Origin of the sequence: Dongia sp. (genome assembly GCF_041905885.1) — a bacterium.
Classification (GTDB): Bacteria; Pseudomonadota; Alphaproteobacteria; order Dongiales; family Dongiaceae; genus Dongia.
In genome coordinates this window covers 67,429-92,459 of sequence record NZ_JAYRKD010000020.1, presented here as the reverse complement: position 1 = coordinate 92,459, position 25,031 = coordinate 67,429, and the positions used below count along the sequence as shown (strand labels likewise).

Genomic DNA, 25,031 nt, shown 5'->3' with positions numbered 1-25,031 from the left:
GGTGAGCTTCGCCATCTTCGCCGATCTTTCTCAGGCGATCCAGCATCTCGACGCGCGCCGATCCAGCACCTAAACTCGCGCCGATTTCCAAACATTCATCAGGGGAGCGCATCCATGAAACCGGTGGTCTGGGGTGTCGTCAGCACGGCGTTGATCGGCATGGAAAAGGTCAATCCGGCCATGCTCAAGGCCAAGGGGGTCGAGTTTCGCGGCATCGCTTCGCGCGACTTGAAGAAGGCCCAGGAAGCGGCGAAGAAGCTCGGCATCCCCAAGGCCTATGGCTCCTATGAGGAGCTGTTCGCCGATCCGGAGATCGAGGCGGTCTATAACCCGCTGCCCAACCACCTCCATGTGCCGGTAACGATCCAGGCGCTCAAAGCCGGCAAGCACGTACTCTGCGAGAAGCCGATTGCGCTCACCGCCGCCGAGGCCGAGCAGCTGGTCGAGGCCGAGCGCGCCTCCGGCAAGCTGGTGGCCGAAGCCTTCATGGTGCGCTGGCATCCGCAGTGGCTGACGGCGCGCAAGCTGGTGGCCGAGGGTGCCATCGGCGAGGTGCGCGCGGTCCAGGTCAGCTTCAGCTATTTCAACGACGACCCGATGAACGTCCGTAACATGAACGACATCGGCGGCGGCGGCATCTACGACATCGGCTGCTACTGCATCATTTCCGGCCGCTGGTTCTTCGGCACCGAGCCGGAGCGCGTGGTCTCGATCATCGACCGCGACCCGAAGTTCGGCACCGATCGCCTCGCCAGCGCGCTGGTGAAGTTCCCCGGCAACCGGCAGCTCTCCTTCATGGTCTCGACCCAGCTGGTGCCCTACCAGCGGGTCCAGGTCTTCGGCACCAAGGGCCGGATCGAAATCGAGATCCCGTTCAACGCGCCCCCGGGCTATCCCTGCCGGATCTTCAAGGACACCGGCCAGGACCTGAAGGGCAGCAGCATCGAGACCATCGCGGTCGAGCCCTGCGACCAGTACACGCTCCAGGCCGAAGCCTTCTCCAAGGCGGTCCGGAAGGAGATGGCTTGGCCATTTCCGATCACCGACGCGGTCCAGCAGATGCGCATCATCGACGCGCTCTACAAGAGCGGCGACAGCGGCAAATGGGAGGCGGTCTAGCTGCGCATCGGCCGGCCGAGGGCCAGCCAGACCGGATAGATCGCGTAGTTGAGCGCCAGCAGCAGGGTGAGAGGAACCGCGAGCCCGGCGAAGCTCGCGCGCCAGGCCAGGTGCCAGGCGCTGGTTTCAAGGCAATGGGGTGTGGCGCTCCGCCCGCTGCTTTCGGGCTCCAGTACAGCTGGATTGACTGCGCATTCCACCCGAACATCGGCGAAGAACCTGCCCTCCTGCATCGGCCGCAGGAATAAGAAGTGCAGGCCACCGAGGATCAGCACGAGCATGAACAGTGCGCTTACGACGCCGCCCGCTGCGCCGCCGACGCGCAGCGAGCGGCGTGTTTTGCCGAGGCGGAAGCCCTTGGTGAGGTCGTTCAGGAAGCTGATCTGGATGCCGTCCGGCTTCGGGCGCAGGCGCGGTCGCGGCAGCAGGCTGAAGGCGCAGAGGCAGGCGCAGACGATGGAAAGAAGATCGATGCCGGCGATGCTCATGAATTTCGACGCGCTGCCCTGATCGTTCCCGAAGACCTCCCGCGCGACGAAGCGCAAGGGCAGGGGAACGGCGAAAGCCTCGCCCAGCCGCTCCGTTGCGCGCATCCAGCCCGGCGCGGCTCCGGTCGAGAGCCATGGCGTTACCGCGGCACAAAGGATCGGCAGCGCCACCGCGCCAAGCCATCCGATACTCGCGAGCTTTCGCGGTCCGTACCCGCGGCGAGCCCGCGCTTCGGTATAGGCCTTGGCGAATGCATATTCGCGCTGCCCGGGCGTCGCGTCGTCCTGGATGTCCGGTTGCATGATCGCAATGAGAAGCCGCTTCGACCCGCCATCATAGCGGATTTGCCGGCGCGCCACCAAATCCGATGCCTGATGCCGGCGCTCTAGCCGAACACCGAGCGCAGCTTGTCGGAGGCGGACTGGGCGACATGATGCGCGGCCTCCGCGGCGCGATCGGCCTGGCCCTGCGCCTCGGCGGCGACGGCATCGCGCACCCGCTCGAAATTCTCCTCGGTCTGCTGCAGCAAGCGCGTGAGCTCGCCGCCGTATTGCTGCAGCTGATCGCGCAAGGCTGCGGGATCGGCGGCGCCGAACATCCGGCCGAGCACGGCACGGATCGCCGCCGCCGGCTGGTCCCAAAAGATGCGCTCGAACAGGCCGAACAGGTCGGGCGGGTCATTGTCGAGCAGGAACTGCGGCAATGGGATCAGTGGCCCGGGCGGCGGCAGCGCTGCGTTCAGCACCGCTTCCGCATCGACGATGCCCGGGCCCCAGCCATGGTCCGGCCAATAGGGCGTCATCCGCGCCGAAGCCGCGAGCACTTGCCGGAAGACGCGGTTGAGCGCGGTTCGCCGGCGGTAGCGGTTCTTCAGCTCCTTGTCGTCGTGGAAGCGCAGCCACAGCGCGCCGATCGCCGCCACCGCGGGCGCCGCAAACGAGGTCCCTTCCGATTGCTTGGTGCCGGTCGAAGGCAACAGCCGGCTGGCCGTGGCATTCCAGACATTCTCGGCGGAAGCCGCGATGTCCAGGCGTCCCGAGGCGCTGCGGGTCCAGGGGCCCTCCATGATGCCGCCACCGGCGTCGGTCCGGCGCCGTGCGCCGCCGACGGCGATCGATTGCGGATAGAGCGCCGGGCAGACCACGACCGGCACGCATTGTCCCGCGGCGCAGCAGATCAGCATGTCCCGGGCATAGGCATTGCGGATCGCCGCCCAGACGCCGGTTCCGGTGACTCCGCCCAGGCTGATCGAGAGGATGTCGCAGTTCTGCCGCACCGCGCGGTCGATGCCTTGGGCGGCGATGCTGGGCGGGACCAGGACGACGGACCGCGTCACCCGCATCGGCTCCAGCTTCGCATCGGGCGCGATGCCGCTCAGCTCTGCATCGACGTTGCCGGGATCGGCGGCGATGATGCTGGCCGTCTGTGTGCCATGGCCGAAGAACTCCGCGAGCGCCAGGCTCTGGTCGCTCGGCAGCGGATCCTCGCCCCTCGGGCTGCCGCGGATCTCGTCGAAACCGCCGATCGGATTGGTCTGGCGGGACAGCAGGTCGTGGTTGGTGATCCCGGTGTCGATATGCCCGATGGTGATCCCGCCGCCGCGGTCCTTCCCGGCATCGGCCAGCTTGTCCCAGGCCCGCGGCACGCGCATCTGGGTCAGCGACCAGCGCTTGTCCGCGTGGGATTCCGCGCGCGGGTCCTTGCAGATGACGCTGAGGGGCGAGACCGGCAGGTCCGGCTCGGCGCCGGCGACCACGCCCTTCTCGACCGCCGCATAGGCGATATCATGCGGGTTGGCGATCAGGTTGTTGAGGCTGACCGCGGGTAAGGTCGCCACGTAATAGTTCTGGAGCGACGGAATATCCGTGCCTTCGCGGTAATCGGGAAACAGGCGCGTGACGATGACGTCGCCGTAGACCCGCTCAAGATGCCGGCGCAGCGCTGTGGCGCTGGCCGAAGGCGCCGCCTCGATCACCAGCGAGAGCAGGCTGAGGTCACGCTCGACCGGCTCGAACACCCGATTGGGATCGCGCACGCCGATGTTGCGCGCGATCAGCCGCCGGGCGGCGCGCATTGTCGTCGTGGTCGTTCGGGCTTTTGCTTTACCCTTCGCCTTGGCGCGCGGCCTGGTCTTCGCGCGCGGCCCGGCCGGCTTCGGCTTGCTGCGGTGACGCCGCTTGGCGGCTGCTGTTCGAACGCCCCTCGCCATGCCGGTCCCCCAGTGAAAGGGTCCGCCCCACGCGGGTCATTCTACGCTCCAGCCGCCGCCGGTCCAGATCCCGATGCGCTTGACCTAGCCGCGCGCGTTGCGGGCGAAGGTCATCGAGATTTCGCTGCGGGTCTTCGAGACGTTGGACAGGGTCTCGCAGGCGGTGCCGCCGTTGACGCGATCCAGCGTCTCGTCGGCAAGAACGCCGTCCGTCGCCGGTTTTGTGTTGGGCTGGGCCGGATGAGGCTTCTGGTCGTGCTTCGTCATGGATCCGCTCCTGATTGGCCGAAACGATGTCGAGCCCGGACAGCCTGCAGGAGAATCGCAGCGAAGTATATGATAAGTATCACATTTTCTGTTGGGCTGTTAACGTATTTACGTGGTGACTCACACAAAGCGCTCTGTCACGAGAACCGCGAGCGCCGACCCTTCCAGGTGGCGATCCAGTACGCATAGCGAAGGGATCCGGGAATCGCCCAAAAGATGAGGCCCGCGAAAGCAGCGATGCCGCTGATGACCCAGCCCAGCTTGCGGACAGTCCCGGCGAAGTCATGGTCGGCATGGGCGAGGCAGCGGGAATGCTTCCCCCAGCCATCCGAGACCGAACAATAGCGATGCGCATCCGTAACCACGTCGCCATGGAAAATCTCGATCACGCCGGCGAACGCAACGATGAGCGCCAGCAGGCACATGGAAATGCTGCCGAGGAAGAGGAGGACCCGTCTCCCGGTCTTGATGCGCTGCTTGAAATGCGGGAAAAGCGCGTTGAACGGCGCGGGCGCAAGCATCCCCGGCGCCAGCAGCAGGATGGTCGTGAGTGCAAAGACCGCAGCCCAGGCAAGGTCGACGGCTGCATAGTGCAGCAGCGCCGCCTGTTCCGGCGCGGGCGCGGGGTAGATCTTGGCGGCAGCCGCGCCGATGGCCGGAACGAGCGCAATCACGCTTTCCGTCACCCAGGAAGATGCCGATGGCAGGACAGCAGCGCCGCCGGGAGGGCCGGAGATCGCCAAGCCGATTTCGTTGTAGAGACGCGGCGCCAGCGCGCCGATCAGCCAAGCCGGGAGGATCAAGTGTCGCGGCGACATGCCGAAGCTCGTTAACCTATTGCCACGTCACAACAAATCCGGGGAGCGCAACAATATGGGGTTTTCCCGGGCCGTTTCCAGGGACTTCGCCATATTGCCGTCGCGGAACCCCTTGCCAGCCTGCCGGAAAAGCCTATATTCCCGGCAAATCCCAGGGTCGTTATGAGATCCAGATAAGGGTGGGCCAACGGCCCGCCTTTTTTATTGCCCGAGTCTCATTCGGCGCCTGGGGATAGCGACACGGACTGAAGAGCAGAATGGCGCTGAGCCAGACGATTGAACGCATCATCACGCCGACGGTGGAAGGCATGGGCTATGAGCTCGTGCGCCTCACCGTGTCCGGCGGCCACCGCAAGACTCTCCAGGTCATGGCGGAGCGCAAGGACGGGCTCAACATGTCGCTCGACGACTGCACGCATCTGTCGCGTGCGATCTCCGCGGTGATGGATGTCGAGGACCCGATCGAGGGTGCCTATTCGCTCGAGGTCTCCTCGCCCGGCATCGACCGGCCGCTGACCCGGCCCAAGGATTACGAGCGTTTCGCCGGCTTCGAGGCGAAGCTCGAGACCCGGGCGCCCATCGACGGCCGCAAGCGCTTCAAGGGCAAGCTGCTCGGCCTGGACGCGCAGAACGTGAAGATCGAAGTGGAAGGCGCGGCGCTCGCGCTGCCGCTGGAAGAAATCGAGAAAGCCAAGCTGGTGCTGACCGACGATCTCATCGCCGCGCATGAGGCGAATGACGGTGGCGCCAACGAAGAACCAGAAACGCTGAATTGAGAGACCGAGGTTAGAGAGAAGAAGCCATGGCCATGGACACCACGATCGCCATCCCCCGGATGGAGCTGCTGCAGGTCGCCGACGCGGTCGCCCGCGAGAAGAGCATCGACCGCGACGAAGTGCTGATCGCGATGGAGCAGGCGATCCAGAAAGCGGGCCGCTCGAAGTATGGCCATGAGCACGACATCCGCGCCGCGATCGACCGCAAGACCGGCGAGATCAAGCTGACCCGCGTGCAGGAAGTGGTCGATACGGTCGTCGAGAACGAAGCGACCCAGATTCCGCTCAAGGCCGCGCATCGCCGCGACGCCAATTTGAAGGTCGGCGACTTCATCATCGACGAGCTGCCGCCGATCGATTTCGGCCGCATCGCCGCCCAGACCGCCAAGCAGGTGATCGTCCAGAAGGTCCGTGAGTCCGAGCGCAAGCGCCAGTTCGAGGAGTTCAAGGACCGCAAGGGCGAGATCATCAACGGCCTGGTGAAGCGCGTCGAGTTCGGCAACGTGACCGTGGATCTCGGCCGCGGCGAAGCCATGCTGCGCCGGGACGAGCTGCTGCCGCGCGAGACCTTCCGCAACGGCGACCGCGTCCGGGCGCTGATCCTCGACGTGCGCGAAGAGCCGCGCGGGCCGCAGATTTTCCTCTCCCGCACCCATCCCGATTTCATGGCGAAGCTGTTCGCCCAGGAAGTGCCGGAGATCTATGACGGCATCATCGAGATCAAGGCCGTGGCCCGCGATCCCGGAAGCCGCGCCAAGATCGCCGTCATCTCCCATGACAGCGGCATCGACCCGGTGGGTGCCTGCGTCGGTATGCGCGGCAGCCGCGTCCAGGCGGTCGTCCAGGAGCTCCAGGGCGAGAAGATCGACATCATTCCCTGGTCGCCGGATCCGGCCACGTTTGTCGTGAACGCCCTCGCGCCTGCAGAGGTCGCCAAGGTCGTGCTCGACGAGGATTCCGGCCGTATCGAGGTCGTGGTTCCCGACGAGCAGCTTTCGCTGGCGATCGGCCGCCGCGGCCAGAACGTGCGTTTGGCCTCGCAGCTGACCGGCTTCGACATCGACATCCTGACCGAAGAGCAGGAGAGCAAGCGGCGCCAGGAAGAGTTCAAGACCCGCTCGCAGATGTTCATGGACGCCCTTGATGTCGATGACGTCATTGCCCAATTGCTGGTGACCGAAGGGTTCACCTCCATTGAAGAAGTGGCCTATGTGCCGACCGAGGACCTGGCCGGCATCGAAGGCTTCGACGAAGACGTCGCCACCGAGCTGAAGACCCGGGCCCTGGCCTGGATCGAAGCCGAGGCCGAGCGCATGAACGCGCGCCGCCGCGAGCTGGGCGTCGCCGACGATGTCGCCGCCATCGAGGGCCTGACCCCGGCCATGCTGGTGGCGTTGGGCGAGAAGGGCGTGAAGTCGCTGGACGACCTCGCCGACCTCGCCGCCGACGAGCTCAATGACCCGAAGGACGGAATCCTCAAGGATTTCGAGGTTTCGACCGAGGATGCCAACGCCATCATCATGGCGGCCCGCGCCCATTGGTTTGCGGATGAGAAGTAAGGCTTGAAGGCATGGTAGCAGCGACGATGACGGTCAAGGACGGAGGGGAGGCGATGCCGGTTTCGGGCAGCGCGGCCGATTCCACCTTGCCCGAGCGGAGCTGCATCGTGACCCGGCAGGCCCTGGAGAAGGACCAGCTGATCCGCTTCGTGCTCGGGCCCGACAACGCGATCGTGCCGGACCTGTCGGAAAATCTTCCCGGCCGGGGCTATTGGGTCACCGCCAGCCGCAAGGTCCTGGCCGAGGCGGTCAAGAAGAACGCCTTCGCCAAGGCGATGCGGGCGCCGGTCAGGCCGGATCCCGATCTGGTGGACCGGGTGGCGGGTCTGATTGACCGGCAGGTCGTCGATCTGCTGGGCCTGGCCCGGCGAAGTGGCAGTTTGGTGACCGGTTTCGAAAAGGTCGATGTCGCTTTGCGCACCGGCAAGGCGGTTTTGCTGATCGAGGCCAAGGATGCCGGGGCGGATGGGCGCGCAAAGCTGGCGCGACGCACCCTTCCTGAGGTAGAGATATGGGCGCCGCTGACGGCCGAGCAGCTTGGCCGGGCCATCGGGCGGGACCATGCCGTGCATGTCGCGGTGGCCCCGGGCGGGCTGGCCAACCGCCTCAAGACGGTGCTGCGGCGCCAACAAGGACTCTCTGACGACGGGGTTGCCGGTGCGGGCCACGCATCGGCTCAGCCTCGAACCGAATGAACCAAGCGACCAAAGCGGAACTGGAACTGAAGCAACGATGAGCAACGAAACCGAAGCCCCGACCCGGAAACCGCTCAAGCTGTCCTCGCCGGGCAAGCTGGAGCTGAAGAAGACGGTCGATGGCGGCCAGGTTCGCCAGAGCTTCCCGCATGGCCGCACCAAGACGGTCACGGTCGAGCTGAAGAAGAAGCGCACCTACACCCAGGGCGCCGGCGGCAAGATGACCGAGGTCCCGCACGAGGCCGAGGCGAAGCTTGGCCTGACCACGCCGGCGCCGGCCGCGGTGGAGGTTGACGACCGTCCGCACCACACCCTGACCGAGCATGAGCGGGTCGCCCGCACCAAGGCGCTCGAGCAGGCCAAGCGCGACGAGGACGTCCGCAAGCAGTTCGAGGAGGAAGAGGCCAAGCGCGCCGCCGAACGGACCGAGCGCGAGAAGGCCGAGGTCGACAAGCGCCGCCGCGAAGAGGAAGAACGCAAGGCCGCCGAGGAAGCCACCAAGGTCGCGCGCGAGACCCAGGCGCAGGCCGCCGCGGTGACCGCCGCACGCGCCGAGAAGACCGCCGAAGCGGGCGCGCATGCCCATGTCGGCAAGATGCATCTCAACAAGGCGATGGCCAAGCAGGCGACCGAGGAAGCGGACGACGCGCCGCGTCGTCGCGTCGGTATCCCCGGCCGTCCGGCGGTCGCGCCGAAGCCGGCGCCGACCCGCACCCGTGGCGACGAACGCCGTCGCGGTGCCAAGCTGACCGTGGTCCAGGCCCTCGACACCGAGGGCAGCGAGCGCACCCGTTCGGTCGCGGCCTTCCGTCGCCGCACCGAGAAGGAGAAGCGCGCGCTGATGATGGATCAGGGCGCGGCCTTGAAGGTCGTGCGCGACGTCATCGTGCCGGAAGCGATCACCGTCCAGGAGCTGGCGAACCGCATGGCGGAACGCGGCGGCGACGTGATCAAGGCGCTGATGAAGATGGGCGTGATGGCGACCATCAACCAGACCATCGACGCCGATACCGCGGAGCTCGTGATCTCCGAGTTCGGCCATCGCATGCGCCGCGTCTCGGCGTCGGACGTCGAAGTCGGCGTCGAGGGCGAGGAAGATTCAGCCGAGCATCTGCTGCCGCGGCCGCCGGTCGTCACCATCATGGGCCATGTCGATCACGGCAAGACGTCGCTGCTGGATGCGATCCGCCAGGCCGATGTCGCGGCCCATGAAGCGGGCGGCATCACCCAGCATATCGGCGCCTATCAAGTGACCACGCCTGCCGGAAAGAAGATCACCTTCATCGACACGCCGGGCCACGCGGCCTTCACCGAGATGCGCGCGCGCGGCGCGAACGTGACCGACATCGTCGTGCTGGTGGTCGCCGGCGATGACGGCATCATGCCGCAGACCGTCGAGGCGATCCGCCACGCGAAGGCCGCGGAAGTGCCGATCCTGGTCGCCATCAACAAGATGGATAAGCCGGATGCGAACGCGCAGAAGGTCCGCCAGGAGCTCTTGAACCACGAGCTGGTGACCGAAGACCTGGGCGGCGACATCCTGACCGTCGAAGTCTCGGCCAAGACCAAGATGAACCTCGACAAGCTCGAGGAGACGTTGTTGCTGCAGGCGGAAATCCTCGACCTGAAGGCCAACCCGAACCGCATGGCCCAGGGCGCCGTCATCGAGGCCAAGCTGGAGCGCGGCCGCGGCGCGGTGGCGACCCTCCTCGTGCAAAAGGGCACGCTCCATGTCGGCGATATCTTCGTCGCCGGCACCGAATGGGGCCGCGTCCGCGCGATGCTCGACGAGCGCGGCGCCAATGTCGACAATGCCGGCCCCGCGACCCCGGTCGAGGTACTCGGCCTCCAGGGCACGCCGCAGGCCGGCGATGTCTTCTCGGTGGTCGAATCCGAGGCCCGCGCCCGCGAGATCACCGAGTTCCGCCAGCATCAGCTCCGCCAGAAGCAGGCGGCGGCGGGTGCGCGCGGCACGCTCGAGGAGATGTTCTCCAAGATCGCGACCGGCGAGGCCAAGGAGCTGCCGGTGGTGATCAAGGCCGACGTCCAAGGCTCGGTCGAGGCGATCGTCAACAGCTTGAACAACCTCTCGACCGATGAAGTCGCGGTGCGGATCCTGCATTCCGGCGTCGGCGGCATCAACGAATCCGACGTGACGCTGGCCCGTGCTTCGGCCGGCCTGATCATCGGCTTCAACGTCCGCGCGAATCCTCAAGCGCGCGAATTGGCCAAGCGCGACCATGTCGATATCCGCTACTACTCGATCATCTACAATGTGGTGGATGACGCGAAGGCGGCCCTCTCGGGCATGCTGGCGCCGACCCTGCGCGAGCAGTTCCTCGGCAACGCGGAGATCCGCGAGATCTTCAACATCACCAAGGTCGGCAAGGTTGCCGGCTGCATGGTGACCGAAGGCCAGGTCAAGCGCGGCGCCAAGGTGCGCCTGCTGCGCGACAACGTGGTGATCCACGAGGGCACGCTCAAAACCCTCCGCCGCTTCAAGGACGAGGTCCGCGAGGTGAAGGAAGGCTTCGAATGCGGCATGGCCTTCGAGAACTACGACAACATCCAGAAGGGCGACGTCATCGAGTGCTTCGAAATGGAAGAAGTCGCGAGAGCCTTGGCGTAACGCCAGGAGCCTCGATCCAGAACGAGAAGGCCGGATGGTGACATCCGGCCTTTTGTTTCTCTACAACCGGCCGAGCTCTGCCTTGGCTATCCGAGATACGGTGTAGCTCTTGGGGCAGATGTCGATGACATGCTGGAATCCAGGCTTGGCCGACTCGATCTGCCCGGAGATGAGATCCAGCTCGGCGATGTAGAACGCGGCGTCGCAAGAGCGAAGCCGCGCGGTTGCTTCATCCGGATCATGGGTGGCTGCCTGCACTGCGTCCCGCGAGATCTGGCCAAGGTAGAGGCGAACCACGGCCCCGGGCCACTCCCCCAGATCGAGCGCTTCTTCATGGGCCTTCAGTGCGTCATCGGCGCCGTCCCCTGCGCGCCGCTGCGCCAGAGAGAGCCAGAGTGCGCCTTCGGCAAGTTCGGGATGGGCGTCGACCAATTCCTCGAGCGCGTCGACGGCGTCGCTGAAACGGGCGAGTTCGAACAGCAGCTTGGCTCTCGATAGGGAAACGTACGTCGAGTTCGGGCTCAGCCGAATCGCCTGGTCATATCCCTGGATCGCCAAGTCATACTTGCCCTTGTTGGCGTAAGTGCTGGCGCGACCTGTATAGGCCGCTCCATCGTCCGGCTTCAGCAGGATCGCCTGGTCGAAGTCCTGGATTGCCCGGTCGTATTCGCCTTTGCCGGCATAGGCAATGCCTCGGTTGTTGTAGGCGCTGGCTTCGCCCGGCTTCAGGCGGATCGCCTCATCTAAGTCTTGGATGGCCTTGTCGTAGTCGCCTTTGCTTACATAGAGAGCGCCTCGAGTGGTCAGCGCGTTGACGGTCTGCTGATGGGAAAGATCGCCCGACTTCAGGGCCAGGGTACAGAGCGCCAGCGCCTTGTCGTCGTCTTCCTGGAGGAACGCTGCAACGCATTCGACGAAGTCACCGTTTCCGTCGGCCATAGCCAGGCCGGAATGCCCGATGACCATGGCTGCGAGGGCGGCTCGGAACCAGAAACGCATGCGCAGATCACTCCTCGGCTTCGGCGGCGGCTCGAACTCTAAGTCGCGGCGCGAGATGCGGTCAACTTGGGGTGCTGGCACGTGGCGACGAGAGCGGAAGTGGAACTGTGTTACGATCGACGTATGCCCGATCCTTTCCCCGTCCACTTCACCGACTACGATCCCGACTGGCCGCGGCAGGCGCAGGAGCGGATTGCGCGGCTGCGGGTGTTGGAGCCCACGCTGGTCGCCGCGCACCACATCGGCTCGACTTCGGTGCCGGGGCTGATCGCCAAGCCGATCATCGACCTCATGCTCCTGGTGACCGATCTGGAGGCGCTGGATCGGGAGCGCGCCGCGGTCGAGGCGCTGGGCTATCGCTGGCATGGCGAGTACGGCACTCCCGGGCGGCGCTATTGCACCCGGGATGTCGGCACGCGGCGGATGGCGCAGCTCCACTTCTTTGTCATGGGATCGCCCGATGCCCATCGCCATCTCGCCTTTCGGGATTATCTCCGCACCCACCCCGGCGCCGCTTCCGCCTATGCCGCGGTGAAGCGCCGCGCGCGGGACCAGCATCCCGGCGATTCCCATGCCTATGGCGCGGCAAAACGGCCCTGGATCGACCAGACCGAAGCCCTGGCGCTGGCCTGGTATTCCGCGCGCAACGCTTGACCTCCGGCGCGGCTACTCCTCGATGTGCACGGCGATCTTGCCGGCGCGCACCGCGGCTTTGAGAGCCGCGTGGTCGCGCTCGGCCTGGTCGGCATAGGCGATGGCGAACTTTCCCATCGCCTCGTCAAAATTGTCCTGGCTGCCGAGATAGCCGGCGATCTCCAGCTCACGGGCGCCGGCCTTGGTATGGGCCCGCGCCAGCACCCAGCCGCACATCTTCGCATAGAAGGTCAGTGCCGCCGCGTCCATGGTCTCGACCAGCGGCTTGATCTTCACATCGCGCAGCTGGCGCATGTAGCCGCGCTTGCCGCCGCGGCCGGTGGCCCAGCCCATGAAGACGTCGGTCGCCGGCTGCATCAGCCGCTGCCCCATCACCACGCGCTGGCCGGGATGGGTGTAGACGCTCTCGCCGGCATAGGGCTCGAGCACCGACTGCCGCGCTTCCTTCCATTGCAGGAACAGGGGATCGTTGTTGGCCGACATCATCAGGATGACCAGGCAACTGGTGCCGACGCTGCCGATCCCCACCACCTTGATCGCGCCATCCACCAGCCGGTACTGGTCGATCAGCGCGCGCCGGTCGTCGGCCAGGGTCTTGGCGTAGTCGTGCAAACCCGCCTGCAGCAGGTCGTGCCATTCGTCGGCACTGACGTCGTCGGGATGGTAGATCAGGGGCGGCGCGTCATGGATGCGGACCTGGCCGCCGACCAGGCCGGCGAGTTCGGGATAGATCAGCTCCGAGGAAAGATCGGCGGTCGCCTTCTTGACCCGAGCCAGGAGCCCGGGGCCATAATTCTTGCGCAGCGCCGCGGGCGCTTCGGCCAGCAGGTCGTCTAGCGTGATCCGGGCGTACCAGACCTCGAGCGGGCTCATCTCGGAATAGGCTTGGAGTTGCTTGCGATAGCCACGCGCGCAGGTAACGGCGATGTCGCGCGCTTTGCTGTCGGAAAGCCCGACGCTTCGGGCCGCCAGCACGAAGGACGCCACCAGGCGCTTCAGGTCCCATTCCCAGGGCGCCGGCGCGGTCTCGTCGAAATCGTTGATGTCGAAGAGGATGTTGCGCTCCGGCGTGGCGAAGCCGCCGAAGTTCATCAGATGACAGTCGCCGCAGGCCTGCACCTGGATGCCGGTTGCCGGTGACTTGGCGAGGTCGGCCGCCATCACGCCTGCCGAGCCGCGAAAGAAGGCGAAGGGCGATTGCAGCATCCGCCCGTAGCGGATCGGGAGCAGCTGCTCGATTCGCCCGCGATCCGAAGCCTTCAGCAGCGCCAGCACGTCGAGCTTCTTGTCGCGCTTGAAGATCGCGTGATCCTGGCGCGGGAGCTTGTCGCGCAGTGCCTTGCCGGCCGCCAGCAGCGCCGCCGCGGGACGGTCGGCGCCGGGAGCGCCGGGTTGCGCGGACTGCCTCGACCCGGCGATCTTTGTCTTGCTGATCTTCAAGTCGTGGCGGGCGGCACGCGGCATCGACGGCTCCTCAGCGAAATGACTTCTGGGAAGATGGGCCGGTCGGCAGGGTCGCACCTTGACTCCCGTCAACGTCCGGGACTCCCGGGCCTTCCGGCCAGGTCCCGGGGCCGGCGTGCCGGAAAGCTTGACTCTCGCGCCAATCCGCGCAATTGCAGCGCGGAAATGCCCAGGAAGAAGAAATCATCCACCCCCACCGGTCAGCGCCCCTTGCGGGTCGGCGAAGAGATTCGCCATGCGCTGTCGCACATCCTGACTTTCGAGGCCGACCGGCTGGATGATCCCGACCTCTACGGCAAGCAGGTCACGGTCACCGAGGTCAGGATCAGCCCGGACCTCCGGAACGCCACCGCCTTCGTCGTGCCGCTGGGCGCCACGGTGAGCGGCGAGGATTCCGCGCCACTGATCAAGGCGCTGAACCGTGCCGCCGGCTATTTTCGCGGCATGCTGGCGCGTGAAGTGCGGATGCAGTTCTCGCCGACCATCCGCTTCAAGCTCGACGAAAGCTTCGACGAGGCGAGCCGGATCGAAGCCGCCTTGCACGATCCCGCCGTCGCCCGCGACCTCGCGCGCGACGACGACGAGTTTGATGATGCGGACGTACCCCCACCCCGGCCCGCCCCCGAATCGGGGGCGGGAGAAGAATCCCCCTCCCCCGATTCGGGGGAGGGTAGGGGTGGGGGTACGAAACACCCGCGCCGCGACGAAGACGAAAACTGATGGCTCGGCGCAAGAAGGGCCAGAAGGTCGATGGCTGGGTGATCCTGGACAAGCCGGTCGGCATCACCTCGACCGCGGCGGTGGGCGCGGTGAAGCGGCTGTTCGACGCCCAGAAGGCCGGCCATGGCGGGACCCTCGACCCGTTGGCGAGCGGCGTGCTGCCGATTGCGCTCGGCGAAGCGACCAAGACCATGTCCTTGGTCATGGACGGCGAGAAGGCCTACCGCTTCACCCTGAAATTCGGCGAGGCCCGGACCACCGATGACGGCGAGGGCGAGGTGACCGCCCGCTCCGATGTCCGGCCCTCGGATGCCGAGATCGTCGCGGTCCTGCCCCGCTTCACCGGGTCGGTGACCCAGACCCCGCCGGCCTTCTCGGCCATCAAGGTCCAGGGCGAGCGGGCCTATGACCTGGCCCGGGACGGGGAGGTGGTTGAGCTCGCGCCCCGGACCGTGGAAATCCACGATCTGCAGCTCACCGAACGGCCCGATCCGGACCACGCGACCTTCGCGGTAAAGTGCGGAAAAGGCACTTATATGAGGGCCTTAGCCCGGGATATCGCGCTGGCGCTGGGGTCGGTCGGGCATGTCTCAGCCCTGCGCCGGACGGGGGTGGGTCCCTTCACCGAGGCGGGGGCGATTTCGCTGGACCCCCTGAAGGCTTTGGGACATAGTCCCGCCGCTTTTAAGCACGTTTTGCCGATCGAGACCGCGCTGGACGACATCCCGGCACTGGCCTTGACGGCCACCGAGGCGATACGCCTTCGGTCCGGACAACCGGTTGGGCTTCTCCACCGTCTAGACCGCGACCGCATCCGGGGATTTGCCCCGGGCGACATGGTTTGCGCCATGTCGGAAGGCAGGCTGGTTGCTTTGACCCGTTTCGAAGCAGGCGAGCTCGTTCCGGTGCGCGTGATGAACCTTTAGATTTCTCGAAAGGAGAAACCCGATGTCGATTACCGCAGAGCGGAAATCGGAAGTCATCAAGGAATACGCCAAGGGCACCAACGACACCGGCAGCCCCGAAGTTCAGATCGCAATCCTCTCCGAGCGGATCAAGAATCTGACGGAACACCTGCAGGGCCACGAGAAGGATTTCCATTCCCGTCGCGGCCTGCTGGTCATGGTCGGCCAGCGCCGTCGCCTGCTCGACTATCTCAAGAAGAAGAACAACGCGCGCTACACCGAGATCATCAGCCGTCTCGGCCTGCGCCGCTAACGACGAAACGATCCCGTCCCTGCAAAGGGGCGGGATTGTCACATTCAGGATCCCGCCCAATTACCGCGACCGGCAAGCGGGATCTTTCGGGGCCGGGCCGACGCAAGCAACGCACCACAAAACTTGAGCAGCGTTGCTTCCGCGGGTCCGGCGTCGCATCGGTCGCAACGCTGTATGAGACTCCCGATCTGCGGGAGTCTGAAAGGACTCGAATCCAATGTTCAAGATTTTCCGGAAAGAACTCAACTGGGGTGGCCGCAAGCTCGTTCTCGAGACCGGCCGCATTGCCCGCCAGGCCGATGGCGCCGTGCTCGCGAGCTACGGCGACACGGTGGTGCTCTGCACCGCGGTCGGCGCCAAGGCGCCGAAGCCGGGCGTCGATTTCTTCCCGCTGACCGTCAACTACCAGGAGAAGACCTTCGCCGCGGGCAAGATCCCCGGCGGCTTCTTCAAGCGCGAAGGCCGTCCGAGCGAGAAGGAAATTCTCACCTCGCGCCTGATCGACCGGCCGATCCGCCCGCTGTTCCACGCCGCCTATCGTCATGAGACCCAGGTGGTCTGCACCACTCTCTCCCATGACATGGAGAACGATCCGGACATCGTCGCCATGGTCGGCGCTTCCGCGGCGCTGACGCTCTCCGGCATTCCCTTCATGGGCCCGATCGGCGCCGCGCGCGTCGGCTACATCGAAGGCCAGTATGTGCTGAACCCGAAGCTCAGCGACCTGCCGAACTCCAAGCTCGACCTCGTGGTCGCCGGCACCGCCGAAGGCGTGCTGATGGTGGAGTCGGAAGCGCAGGAGCTCTCGGAAGAGGTCATGCTGGGCGCGGTCAACTTCGGTCATCAGCAGTTCCAGCCGGTGATCAACGCGATCATCGAGCTCGCCGAGCAGGCGGCGAAGGAGCCCTGGGCCCTGGCGGAAGCCAACCCGGAAGTGGACGCCGTCTACGGCGCGCTGAAGAGCCAGTTCTCGACCTCGCTCGCCGATGCCTACAAGGTCACCGCCAAGCAGGAGCGCACCAACAAGGTCGCCGAGGTGAAGGCCAAGGCGAAGGAGACCATCGGCACCGACGAGAAGAAGGCCGAGCTGGTCGGCAAGCTCTTCAAGGAGCTGGAGAAGGACATCGTCCGCGGCAACATCCTCGCGACCTCCAGCCGCATCGACGGCCGCGACCTGAAGACCGTGCGCCCGATCGTCTCGGAAGTCGGCGTGCTGCCGCGCGCCCATGGCTCGGCGCTGTTCACCCGCGGTGAGACCCAGGCCCTCGTCGTTGCCACCCTCGGCACCGGCCAGGACGAGCAGATCATCGACGCGCTCGCCGGCGAATACCGCGAGAAGTTCATGCTGCACTACAACTTCCCGCCCTATTCCACGGGCGAGGCGGGTCGCATGGGTTCGCCGGGCCGCCGCGAAATCGGCCATGGCAAGCTGGCCTGGCGCGCGGTGCGTCCGATGCTCCCGGTCGGCGACGACTTCCCCTACACCGTCCGCATCGTCTCGGAGATCACCGAGTCCAACGGCTCCTCGTCAATGGCGACCGTCTGCGGCACCTCGCTCTCGCTGATGGATGCCGGCGTTCCGCTGAAGCGTCCGGTGGCGGGCATCGCCATGGGCCTGATCAAGGAAGGCGACAAGTTCGCCGTCCTTTCCGACATCCTCGGCGACGAGGATCACCTCGGCGACATGGACTTCAAGGTGGCCGGCACCGACCAGGGCATCACCGCCCTGCAGATGGACATCAAGATCACGTCCATCACCGCGCAGATCATGCAGATCGCACTGGAGCAGGCCAAGGGCGGCCGTCTCCACATCCTGGGCGAAATGGCCAAGGCTCTCACCGGCGCCCGCGACAGCGTGAACCAGAACGCGCCGCGCATCACCGTGATCAACATCCCGAAGGACAAGATCCGCGAAGTGATCGGCACCGGCGGCAAGGTGATCCGCGAGATCACCGAGATGACCGGCGCCAAGATCGACATCGAGGACGATGGCACGATCAAGGTGGCGGCGGTCGATGCCGCCGCCGCCGAGAAGGCGATCAACTGGATCAAGGGGATCGTGGCCGAGCCGGAGCAGGGCGTGATCTACGAAGGCAAGGTCGTGAAGATCATGGACTTCGGCGCCTTCGTGAACTTCCTGGGGAGCCGCGACGGCCTGGTGCATATCAGCGAGCTCGCCCCGCAGCGGGTGAAGCAGGTTGGCGACGTCGTCGCCGTCGGCCAGACGGTGAAGGTCAAGGTCATCGGCATGGATGACCGCGGCAAGGTGAAGCTTTCGATGAAGGTGGTCGATCAGGCGACCGGCGCCGACATCAGCGACCAGATCGCCAAGGAAGACGCCGAGCGTCGCGCCCAGCGGAACGCGGATCGCCAGGCTGAGTAAGGAGCCGCCCGCGTGGCGCTCCAACTTCCGCAGGTGATCGGGCATCGGGGCGCGGCCTTGGCCGCCCCCGAGAACACCCTGGAGGGCTTCCGCGAGGCGGCCAGGCAGGGTGCGAAGTGGGTCGAGTTCGACGTCGGCCTCTCGGCCGACGGACAGTGTTTCGTGCTGCACGACGACACGCTCGACCGCACCACCAGCGGCAAGGGCCCGGCGCATCTCAAGTCCATCGCCGAGCTCAAGTCCCTCGACGCCGGCTTCTGGTTCGGGAAGTCGTTCGAGGGCGCCAGGCTTCCGACCCTGGCCGAGACCATCGCCTGTCTCACCGAGCTTGACCTCATGGCCAATGTCGAGATCAAGGCGGCGCCCGAGAAGCGCCATGCCGAGCTGGCCAAAGCGGTGATGACGGAGCTCCGCAAGCTCTGGCCCGCAGCCAAGCCGAAGCCGCTGATCTCGAGCTTCGAGCTGGAATGCCTGCGCACGGCGCATGCCGAGGCGCCGGAGTTTCCCCGCGGCTATCTGATCTGGGGCCGCGAAGTCGATTGGCTGGCCAAGGCGCGGAGCGTCGCGGCCGCCACCATGAACATCGACACCGACCACGCCACCCAGGGCTGGATGACCGAGCTGAAACAGGCCGGCTATGGCGTGCTGGTCTGGACGGTCAACGCACCGGAACGCGCCGCGCGGCTCATCGAATGGGGCGCCGACGGCGTCTTCACCGATGCGCCCGGCGCCGTCTTGGCCCGCTTGGCCAAAGGCGTATAATCCAAAAAGAAACCGTCATGCCCGGACTTGATCCGGGCATCTGGTGCCTGCCCTGAAAGATCGCCGGGTCAAGCCCGGCGATGACGTGGAAAGAAGGCCTGGGAGTTTTGATTTGAAGCCGCTGAACACGCTGAAGATATCGGGGATCGAGGCTCTGCCGCTGGTGGAAGGCGGCAAGGGCATCTCGGTCTCTAATGGCGAGTCGTCGGGCGCCTGGGCGGCGGCCGGCGGCATCGGCACCTTCTCCGGCGTCAACGCGGATTCGTATGACGCCGACGGCAACCCGATCCCGCAGATCTATCACGGCAAGACCCGGCGCGAGCGCCATGAGGAGCTGCTTGCCTATGCGATCAAGGGCGGCATCACCCAGGCGAAAATCGCCTACGAAGCCTCCAACGGCCATGGCCGCATCCACATGAACGTGCTCTGGGAGATGGCGGGCGCGGAGCGCGTGCTGCACGGCGTGCTGGAAGGCGCCAAGGGCATGATCCACGGCGTCACCTGCGGCGCCGGCATGCCCTACAAGATCGCCGAGATCTGCGCGCATTACGGCCTGCACTACTACCCGATCGTCTCGTCGGCCCGCGCGTTCCGCGCACTGTGGAAACGCGCCTATCACAAGTTTCATGATCTGCTCGGCGGCGTGGTCTACGAGGATCCGTGGCTGGCCGGCGGTCATAACGGCCTCTCCAATGTCGAGGATCCGAAGCAGCCGCAAGACCCCTATCCGCGCGTGCTCGAGCTCAGGAAGCTGATGCGCGACGAATGCGGCTTGGCCGAGACACCGATCATCATGGCCGGCGGCGTCTGGTACTTGCGCGAATGGGATCACTGGATCGGCAACCCGGAGATGGGACCGGTCGCCTTCCAGTTCGGCACCCGGCCGCTCTTGACCCAGGAAAGCCCGATCTCCGACGCCTGGAAGCAGCGCCTGCTGCACCTGAACGAAGGCGACGTCTACCTGAACCGCTTCAGCCCGACCGGCTTCTACTCCTCGGCGGTCAGCAACCCGTTCCTCGACGAGCTGAAAGCGCGGGCCGAGCACCAGGTCGCCTACAGCCAGAGCAAGGTCGGCGAGCATGAATGGCCGTTCCCGGTCGGCGCCCGCGGCCGCTTGGTCTATCTCACCGCCGCCGACAAGCTCCGGGCCCAGAGCTGGGTCGACCAGGGCCTGACCGAGGCGTTGCGCACGCCGGATTCGACCTTGATCTTCGTCCGGCCGGAGAAGGCCAACGAGATCCTGACCGACCAGATCAACTGCATGGGCTGCCTCTCGCAGTGCCAGTTCTCCAACTGGTCGCAGAACGAGCAGGGCACCACCGGGCGCAAGGCCGACCCGCGCAGCTTCTGCATCCAGAAGACGCTCCAGGAGATCAGCCATTCGGACAAGATCGACGACCAGCTGATGTTCGCCGGCCACAACGCCTACCGCTTCCGCGACGATCCCTTCTACTCGAACGGCTTCATCCCCACCGTCAAGCAGCTGGTCGAGCGCCTCGTTACCGGCGACTGACCGGGCTCGGCGCCGCTTGAACTCGAAAAGTCTCACTCTAAACTCGTCATGGTCCGCGAAGGCGGACCATCCACGACTTTGTCGGAGCAGTTCTGGAACGTAGACGCGATCACTGAGCGATGGCGGCAAACTCGTGGATCCTCCGCCTTCGCGGAGGATGACGAGCGAGTTGGGTCTGCCATTCGAACCTACCCGACGCATCCCTCTTTCGCTTCCAGCAAAGGAATTACTCACTTTGTCCCGATCGCACGCCGGATCGCTCCTGCTGCTGCTCGGCCTTGCCGTCTGCTGGGGCTATAACTGGGTGGTGATGAAGATCGGGCTGCACGATGCCGGCCCGGTCGCCTTCGCGGCGATCCGCTGCCTCGGCGGCGGCATCATTCTGGCCCTTGTGCTGCTGCTGTTGCGGCGCAGCTTCCGCGTTCCCGAACCCTGGACCGTCGCCGCGATCGGCCTGCTGCAAACCGCGCTGGCGCAGGGCCTGATCGCGGCTGCCTTGAGCGGCGGCGAAGCGGGCAAGAGTGCCGTGCTCAACTACACGCTCCCGGTCTGGGTGATGATCCTCGGTTTCCTGTTCCTGAAGGAACGGCCGCGCCTCATGCAATGGCTGGCGACCGCGGTCGCCTTCGCCGGCGTCATGGTGATGACCTTCCTCAACGGCAAGGCCGTCTCATGGGAGCCGATCGTCTTCGCGCTCTCGGCCAGCATCTGCTGGGGCGCCGGGACGGTGGTGACGCAAGCGCTGATGCGCCGGCATGGCGGAAAGATCGATACCTTGGCCCTGACCGCCTGGCAGCTCTGCATCGGCGGCGTGATCCTGACGCTGCTCGCCTTCCTGGTGCCGGAAGCGCCGTTGCATTGGACCACCAGCCTGGTCCTGGCGCTGATCTACAACGTCGGGCCGGCCAGTGCCGTCGCCTTCCTGCTCTGGTTCATGCTGCAGCAGCGGATCGAGGCCAACCTGCTCTCGCTGATCGTGCTGATCGTGCCGTTGGTGGGCATCGCCGCCGGCTGGCTGCAACTGGGCGAGCGGCCGAGCGGACCCGACGCCATCGGCATGGCGCTGATCCTGACCGGCATCGCCGTCATGGTGGTGAGCCAGCGCAGGAAGTTGCCGGTCACCGCCCAGGCCGAGGGCTGAGCGATGGCGGTCGTCTCCGACGTCCGCAGCCGCACGCTCTCGCCGAGCATGTCGCTGATCATCATCGTCGGCCTTTCGATCATCTGGGGCTATCACTGGGCGGTGATGAAGATCGGCCTCACCTACTGCGGCGGCCTGACCTACACCGCGATCCGCTGCATCATCGCCGCGCCCCTGATGCTGGCGATCGTGAAGCTCCGCGGCGGCAGCATCCGCCTGAAATCACCGAAAGCCGCGATCATCGTCGGCATCGTCCAGACCGCCGGCAATTTCGGTCTCGGCGCCATCGCGGTGAAGTTCGGCGAGGCGGGCAAGAGCGCCGTCCTCACCTACACCATGCCCTTCTGGGTGCTGCTCTTGGGCTTCCTCTTCCTCGGCGAACGCGCCGGTCCGCGGCGCTGGATCGCCGCCTCGCTCGCGGGTGTCGGCACCTTGCTGGTGGCGCTGGCCGGTGGTGTGGAGCAGTTCATGCCGGTGGCGCTGGCGGTCATCGCCGGCATCTGCTGGGCGAGCGGCGTGCTGCTCTACCAGCATTTCCACAAGAGGCACGGCGACGAGCCGACGGTCTTCGCCGCCTGGCAGCTCCTGGTCGGCGGCCTCTCGATGGGCCTCTTCATCCCCTTCGTGCCCGGCGAGCACGCGATCGAATGGACCCCGGCCTTCATCGGCGCGCTCACCTACACGACGGTGTTGGCAACCGTGGTGGCCGTCTATCTCTGGTTCCTGCTGATCTCGCGCCTCGAAGCCGGCATGGTTGCGCTCGGCGTGCTGCTGGCACCGGCGATTGGATTGGCATCGAGCTGGATCCAACTCGCCGAACGTCCCGCGCCCCTGGAAGCGCTGGGCCTGGGCATCATCCTCTTCGCCATCGCCTTCTTCGCCTGGGCGCAATGGCGCAGAGCAAAGGCAGTCAAAGCCGCCCCTGGCTGAAACCTGCGCCATCGCCGGTTGCATGCGCCTGTGCTATGGTTCAGGCGTGGTGTTGGCGAGGGATCGATGGCGAAGCAGGAGCGTATCTTTGCTGCGGTGCTGCTGGCTTTTTTCGGCCTGCTGGGCAGCGATGCGGCCTTGGCCTGCACCTGCAGCACGAGCGATCTAACCGAAACGGATGCCGAGCGGTACTTCCGTTACACCGATCTTGCCGTCGACGCGAAAGTTGTCGGGCTTCGGACCGATGTGGTCTGCGCGCCGAATGACAACGACATCCTTCCCTGCGTCAATCTCGACGCGGTCGTGCTCTCGGTCACGAACATCTATAAGGGCAGCAGCGAAGAATCGGTCGAAGTCGCCTACGACGATGACTGCGAACCTAAGTTCGTGGTTGGATCGACGCGGCAGATCGTGGCGCAGTGGATGATACCGACCGACGGCAGTCGGCCGTACTATCGAACCAACAGCTGCCTTCTCGATCTGACAGAAGATGCTCGATATCGGGACCATCTCGACAGCTACGGAAATGATTGGCGGCGATTGATCGCGCGCACCGCGCAAGCGCCGCAGGACATCGGTGCTTGGCAGGACCTCGCGGCGTTCCTGGAGAGATGGGAGGACTATCCGAGCGCCCTGGAGGCCTATCGCCGCGTGGCCGCGCTTCAGCCCGCCGCTGGGGCAACCGCGGTCGGCCGGATGCTGTTCTACCAGCGGGATGCGCGGGCGAAGGCGTCGCTCGAGCAGGCCGTAGCGCTGCGGCCGGAAGATGCACAGGCCCGCGGGCTTCTGGCGTTGCTCTATGCCCGTGACGCAGTGCCGCCGACCGAGCGCTTCCCGACGCCGGGTCCCTTCGACTTCCGCAGTGTCAATCTGCGCGGCTTCCAGTTCACTGAGCTTGACCTGCGCGGCGCCGATTTTCGCGGCACGGAGCTTCACCTGGCCAAGTTCGAGTCGACAGACCTCTCGGAAGCGAATTTCCGAGGGGCAGATCTTGAGTGGGTTTCATGGAGGAAAGTCAGCCTCGCCGGCGCCGATCTCCGTGATACGAGATTGTATGCACTGGAGTACGTAAGAAACGCCAAACTGGCGGGTGCCCGGATCGGGATCGGCTCACTGAGCTCGCCCGAGGCGCCACCGATCTCTGATCTGGACCTGACGGGCGTGCATATTCGTTGCGGAAGCGCGCCCAATCCGCGTGGACGCGACTGGTTTGACGGCGACTGGGCCGGCTACATGGAGAGCATTCTCCTCGCGCAACAGATTCGGAAGACCCAGCCGAGTGCCGACCTAGGTCCAGCCTGTAGAAAGGCAATTGCTAATTATCTCGAACCCACGCCCGAGACCGCGACGTGCACTCCCTGGATTGATGAAGAGAACCGTCCGCCGGAATGCGAAATCGCGTGGGACGAGTAGCGACTCCAGCCCGGCTCCCCCTTACTCAGCCAGCGCGAACGGGTTGAACTTGGTGTCCCGGTCGTAGACATCGACGCCCTCGTGGCGCTTCAAGTAACTCACCACGAGATAGGTCACCGGCGTCGCCGCGGTCTCGTAGGCGACCTTGAACAGCCACTGGAACAGGATGAGGCTCAACAGCGCCTCGTTCGACATCCAGGGCTCGCCGTAAAAGGCGAGAGTGCAGAAGATGGCGCTGTCGCAGCCCTGGCCGACGATGGTCGAGCCGATGGTGCGGCTCCAGAGATAGCGGCCCTGGGTCCAGACCTTCATCTTGGCGAGGATGGTGGAGTTCACGAACTCGCCCACCAGGTAGGCGGCGAAGGAGGCGCCGAGGATGCGGAACTGGGTGCCGAGGATGGCGTCGTAGGACGCCTGGTCCTGCCAGTCCGGATTGGCCGGGAGCTGCCCGCCCAGCCAGATCGCCGCCGCGGCGAAGAGATTGCAGCCGAAGCCGATCCAGATCGCCTTGCGCGCCCGCTTGAAGCCGTAGACCTCGGTCAAGACGTCGCCGAGAATATAGGTGACCGGGAAGATGAGGTCCGCCGCCTGCAGGGTCACCGGATAGCCGAACACCGTGAAGGGCGAGATCATCTTCACCGCGATCACGTTGGAGATCAGCAGGTCGGCCACGAAGAACGCCACCACCGCGACGTAAAGCGTGGAATGTTCGGCCTTCGGGAGTTTGGTCTGCATCGGGTCTCGGCGGTCCTGGAGCAGCGGGTCTGGGTTGAGCTTCCCCGTTGGATTCTCGGGGGGTGGCTTTCCGGATCGGCCGCTGTTATAGCCGCGCCCAATGGGCCTGAAAACCGCCGATTTCGACTTCCCCCTGCCCCCGGACCGCATCGCCCGGCACCCGGCAAAACCGCGGGATTCCGCGCGTTTGCTGGTGGTCGGGAGCGGTCTTGAGGACCGGCTGGTGCGCGACCTGCCCGAGCTGCTCCAGCCCGGCGACCTGCTGATCGCCAATGACACCAAGGTCATCCCGGCCCAGCTCGAGGGCCGGAAGGGTGAGGCCCGGATCGAGGTCACCCTGATCCGCCGCTCGCCCGAGGATGCCCGGGCCTGGGACGCCTTCGCCAAGCCGGGCAAGAAGCTGAAGATCGGGGACGTCGTGGTGTTCGGTGAGAGTCATCAGTCGCACCCCCACCCTAACCCTCCCCCGAAATCGGGGGAGGGGACTGGAGGCGCCGAGCTCGCTGATCTTCTCCCTCCCCCATCTTTGGGGGAGGGT

The 25,031-nt window shown here is 65.6% G+C and carries 23 protein-coding genes; 16 read left to right on the top strand and 7 right to left on the bottom strand.

Annotated features, from left to right (window positions below; genetic code table 11):
• Positions 1-114 precede the first annotated feature (114 nt).
• The gene (locus ACH2CY_RS19225) at positions 115-1,119 is read left to right on the top strand and encodes a Gfo/Idh/MocA family protein (RefSeq protein ID WP_395020964.1); all 1,005 of its coding nucleotides are present in this window, start codon (positions 115-117) and stop codon (positions 1,117-1,119) included.
• Here the strand turns inward: ACH2CY_RS19225 and ACH2CY_RS19220 are convergent.
• The 4 genes from ACH2CY_RS19220 to ACH2CY_RS19205 form a co-directional block, all read right to left on the bottom strand.
• On the bottom strand, positions 1,116-1,967 hold the full coding sequence (locus ACH2CY_RS19220) for a hypothetical protein (protein WP_395020963.1): 852 nt from the start codon (positions 1,965-1,967) through the stop codon (positions 1,116-1,118). The genes ACH2CY_RS19225 and ACH2CY_RS19220 overlap by 4 nt on opposite strands.
• A gap of 26 nt (positions 1,968-1,993) precedes the next feature.
• The gene (locus tag ACH2CY_RS19215; protein ID WP_395020962.1) at positions 1,994-3,817 is read right to left on the bottom strand and encodes a S8 family peptidase; all 1,824 of its coding nucleotides are present in this window, start codon (positions 3,815-3,817) and stop codon (positions 1,994-1,996) included.
• An 84-nt stretch (positions 3,818-3,901) separates the two neighbouring features.
• Positions 3,902-4,084, bottom strand: a complete 183-nt coding sequence (locus ACH2CY_RS19210) for a hypothetical protein (RefSeq protein WP_395020961.1) — start codon at positions 4,082-4,084, stop codon at positions 3,902-3,904.
• Between the two features lie 137 nt (positions 4,085-4,221).
• A complete protein-coding gene (locus ACH2CY_RS19205) occupies positions 4,222-4,902 on the bottom strand; it encodes a hypothetical protein (protein ID WP_395020959.1) in 681 nt (226 codons plus the stop codon).
• A gap of 257 nt (positions 4,903-5,159) precedes the next feature.
• On the opposite strand from ACH2CY_RS19205, the gene rimP reads away from it, so the two are divergent.
• From rimP to infB, 4 genes are read left to right on the top strand one after another with little or no spacing between them, the layout of a single operon-like run.
• Positions 5,160-5,678, top strand: coding sequence for a ribosome maturation factor RimP (rimP, locus tag ACH2CY_RS19200; protein ID WP_395020958.1), 519 nt, complete (start codon positions 5,160-5,162; stop codon positions 5,676-5,678).
• Between the two features lie 59 nt (positions 5,679-5,737).
• Positions 5,738-7,237: a transcription termination factor NusA gene (gene nusA, locus ACH2CY_RS19195; RefSeq protein ID WP_395020991.1), complete on the top strand. Its 1,500-nt coding sequence runs from the start codon at positions 5,738-5,740 to the stop codon at positions 7,235-7,237.
• Between the two features lie 26 nt (positions 7,238-7,263).
• The gene (locus ACH2CY_RS19190; RefSeq protein WP_395020956.1) at positions 7,264-7,932 is read left to right on the top strand and encodes an RNA-binding protein; all 669 of its coding nucleotides are present in this window, start codon (positions 7,264-7,266) and stop codon (positions 7,930-7,932) included.
• A 37-nt stretch (positions 7,933-7,969) separates the two neighbouring features.
• Positions 7,970-10,561: a translation initiation factor IF-2 gene (infB, locus tag ACH2CY_RS19185; RefSeq protein ID WP_395020954.1), complete on the top strand. Its 2,592-nt coding sequence runs from the start codon at positions 7,970-7,972 to the stop codon at positions 10,559-10,561.
• 60 nt (positions 10,562-10,621) lie between these two features.
• On the opposite strand, the gene ACH2CY_RS19180 is transcribed toward infB, so the two are convergent.
• Entirely contained in the window at positions 10,622-11,560 is a 939-nt protein-coding gene (locus ACH2CY_RS19180) for a tetratricopeptide repeat protein (RefSeq protein ID WP_395020952.1), read from the bottom strand.
• A gap of 123 nt (positions 11,561-11,683) precedes the next feature.
• On the opposite strand from ACH2CY_RS19180, the gene ACH2CY_RS19175 reads away from it, so the two are divergent.
• Positions 11,684-12,214, top strand: a complete 531-nt coding sequence (locus ACH2CY_RS19175; RefSeq protein ID WP_395020951.1) for a GrpB family protein — start codon at positions 11,684-11,686, stop codon at positions 12,212-12,214.
• A 12-nt stretch (positions 12,215-12,226) separates the two neighbouring features.
• Here the strand turns inward: ACH2CY_RS19175 and ACH2CY_RS19170 are convergent, their stop codons facing one another.
• A complete protein-coding gene (locus ACH2CY_RS19170) occupies positions 12,227-13,678 on the bottom strand; it encodes a DUF2252 domain-containing protein (RefSeq protein ID WP_395020949.1) in 1,452 nt (483 codons plus the stop codon).
• A gap of 165 nt (positions 13,679-13,843) precedes the next feature.
• Between ACH2CY_RS19170 and rbfA the strand changes: the two genes are divergently transcribed.
• From rbfA to ACH2CY_RS19125, 9 genes are all read left to right on the top strand, one after another.
• Positions 13,844-14,398 (top strand): 30S ribosome-binding factor RbfA, encoded by a 555-nt coding sequence (rbfA, locus tag ACH2CY_RS19165; protein WP_395020947.1) that lies wholly within the window; start codon positions 13,844-13,846, stop codon positions 14,396-14,398.
• The gene (gene truB, locus ACH2CY_RS19160) at positions 14,398-15,324 is read left to right on the top strand and encodes a tRNA pseudouridine(55) synthase TruB (protein WP_395020946.1); all 927 of its coding nucleotides are present in this window, start codon (positions 14,398-14,400) and stop codon (positions 15,322-15,324) included. Before rbfA ends, truB begins: the two co-directional genes overlap by 1 nt.
• Before the next feature lie 22 nt (positions 15,325-15,346).
• Positions 15,347-15,616, top strand: coding sequence for a 30S ribosomal protein S15 (gene rpsO / locus ACH2CY_RS19155; protein ID WP_395020944.1), 270 nt, complete (start codon positions 15,347-15,349; stop codon positions 15,614-15,616).
• A 217-nt stretch (positions 15,617-15,833) separates the two neighbouring features.
• Positions 15,834-17,999: a polyribonucleotide nucleotidyltransferase gene (pnp, locus tag ACH2CY_RS19150; RefSeq protein WP_395020943.1), complete on the top strand. Its 2,166-nt coding sequence runs from the start codon at positions 15,834-15,836 to the stop codon at positions 17,997-17,999.
• Positions 18,000-18,011: 12 nt separating this feature from the next.
• Entirely contained in the window at positions 18,012-18,761 is a 750-nt protein-coding gene (locus ACH2CY_RS19145) for a glycerophosphodiester phosphodiesterase family protein (RefSeq protein ID WP_395020941.1), read from the top strand.
• 112 nt (positions 18,762-18,873) lie between these two features.
• Positions 18,874-20,274 carry an NAD(P)H-dependent flavin oxidoreductase gene (locus ACH2CY_RS19140; RefSeq protein WP_395020940.1) on the top strand — a complete coding sequence of 467 codons (1,401 nt, stop codon included), beginning with the start codon at positions 18,874-18,876 and terminating at the stop codon, positions 20,272-20,274.
• Between the two features lie 235 nt (positions 20,275-20,509).
• Complete coding sequence (locus ACH2CY_RS19135; protein WP_395020938.1) at positions 20,510-21,415, top strand: DMT family transporter; 906 nt, start codon at positions 20,510-20,512, stop codon at positions 21,413-21,415.
• Positions 21,416-21,418: 3 nt separating this feature from the next.
• The gene (locus ACH2CY_RS19130; protein ID WP_395020937.1) at positions 21,419-22,345 is read left to right on the top strand and encodes a DMT family transporter; all 927 of its coding nucleotides are present in this window, start codon (positions 21,419-21,421) and stop codon (positions 22,343-22,345) included.
• 66 nt (positions 22,346-22,411) lie between these two features.
• Positions 22,412-23,758 carry a pentapeptide repeat-containing protein gene (locus tag ACH2CY_RS19125; protein ID WP_395020935.1) on the top strand — a complete coding sequence of 449 codons (1,347 nt, stop codon included), beginning with the start codon at positions 22,412-22,414 and terminating at the stop codon, positions 23,756-23,758.
• A 21-nt stretch (positions 23,759-23,779) separates the two neighbouring features.
• Here ACH2CY_RS19125 and ACH2CY_RS19120 read toward each other — a convergent pair whose 3' ends face one another.
• Complete coding sequence (locus ACH2CY_RS19120) at positions 23,780-24,493, bottom strand: queuosine precursor transporter (protein WP_395020934.1); 714 nt, start codon at positions 24,491-24,493, stop codon at positions 23,780-23,782.
• Positions 24,494-24,593: 100 nt separating this feature from the next.
• Here ACH2CY_RS19120 and ACH2CY_RS19115 point away from each other — a divergent pair.
• The coding region (locus ACH2CY_RS19115) for an S-adenosylmethionine:tRNA ribosyltransferase-isomerase (RefSeq protein WP_395020932.1) at positions 24,594-25,031 on the top strand (438 nt) is incomplete at its 3' end.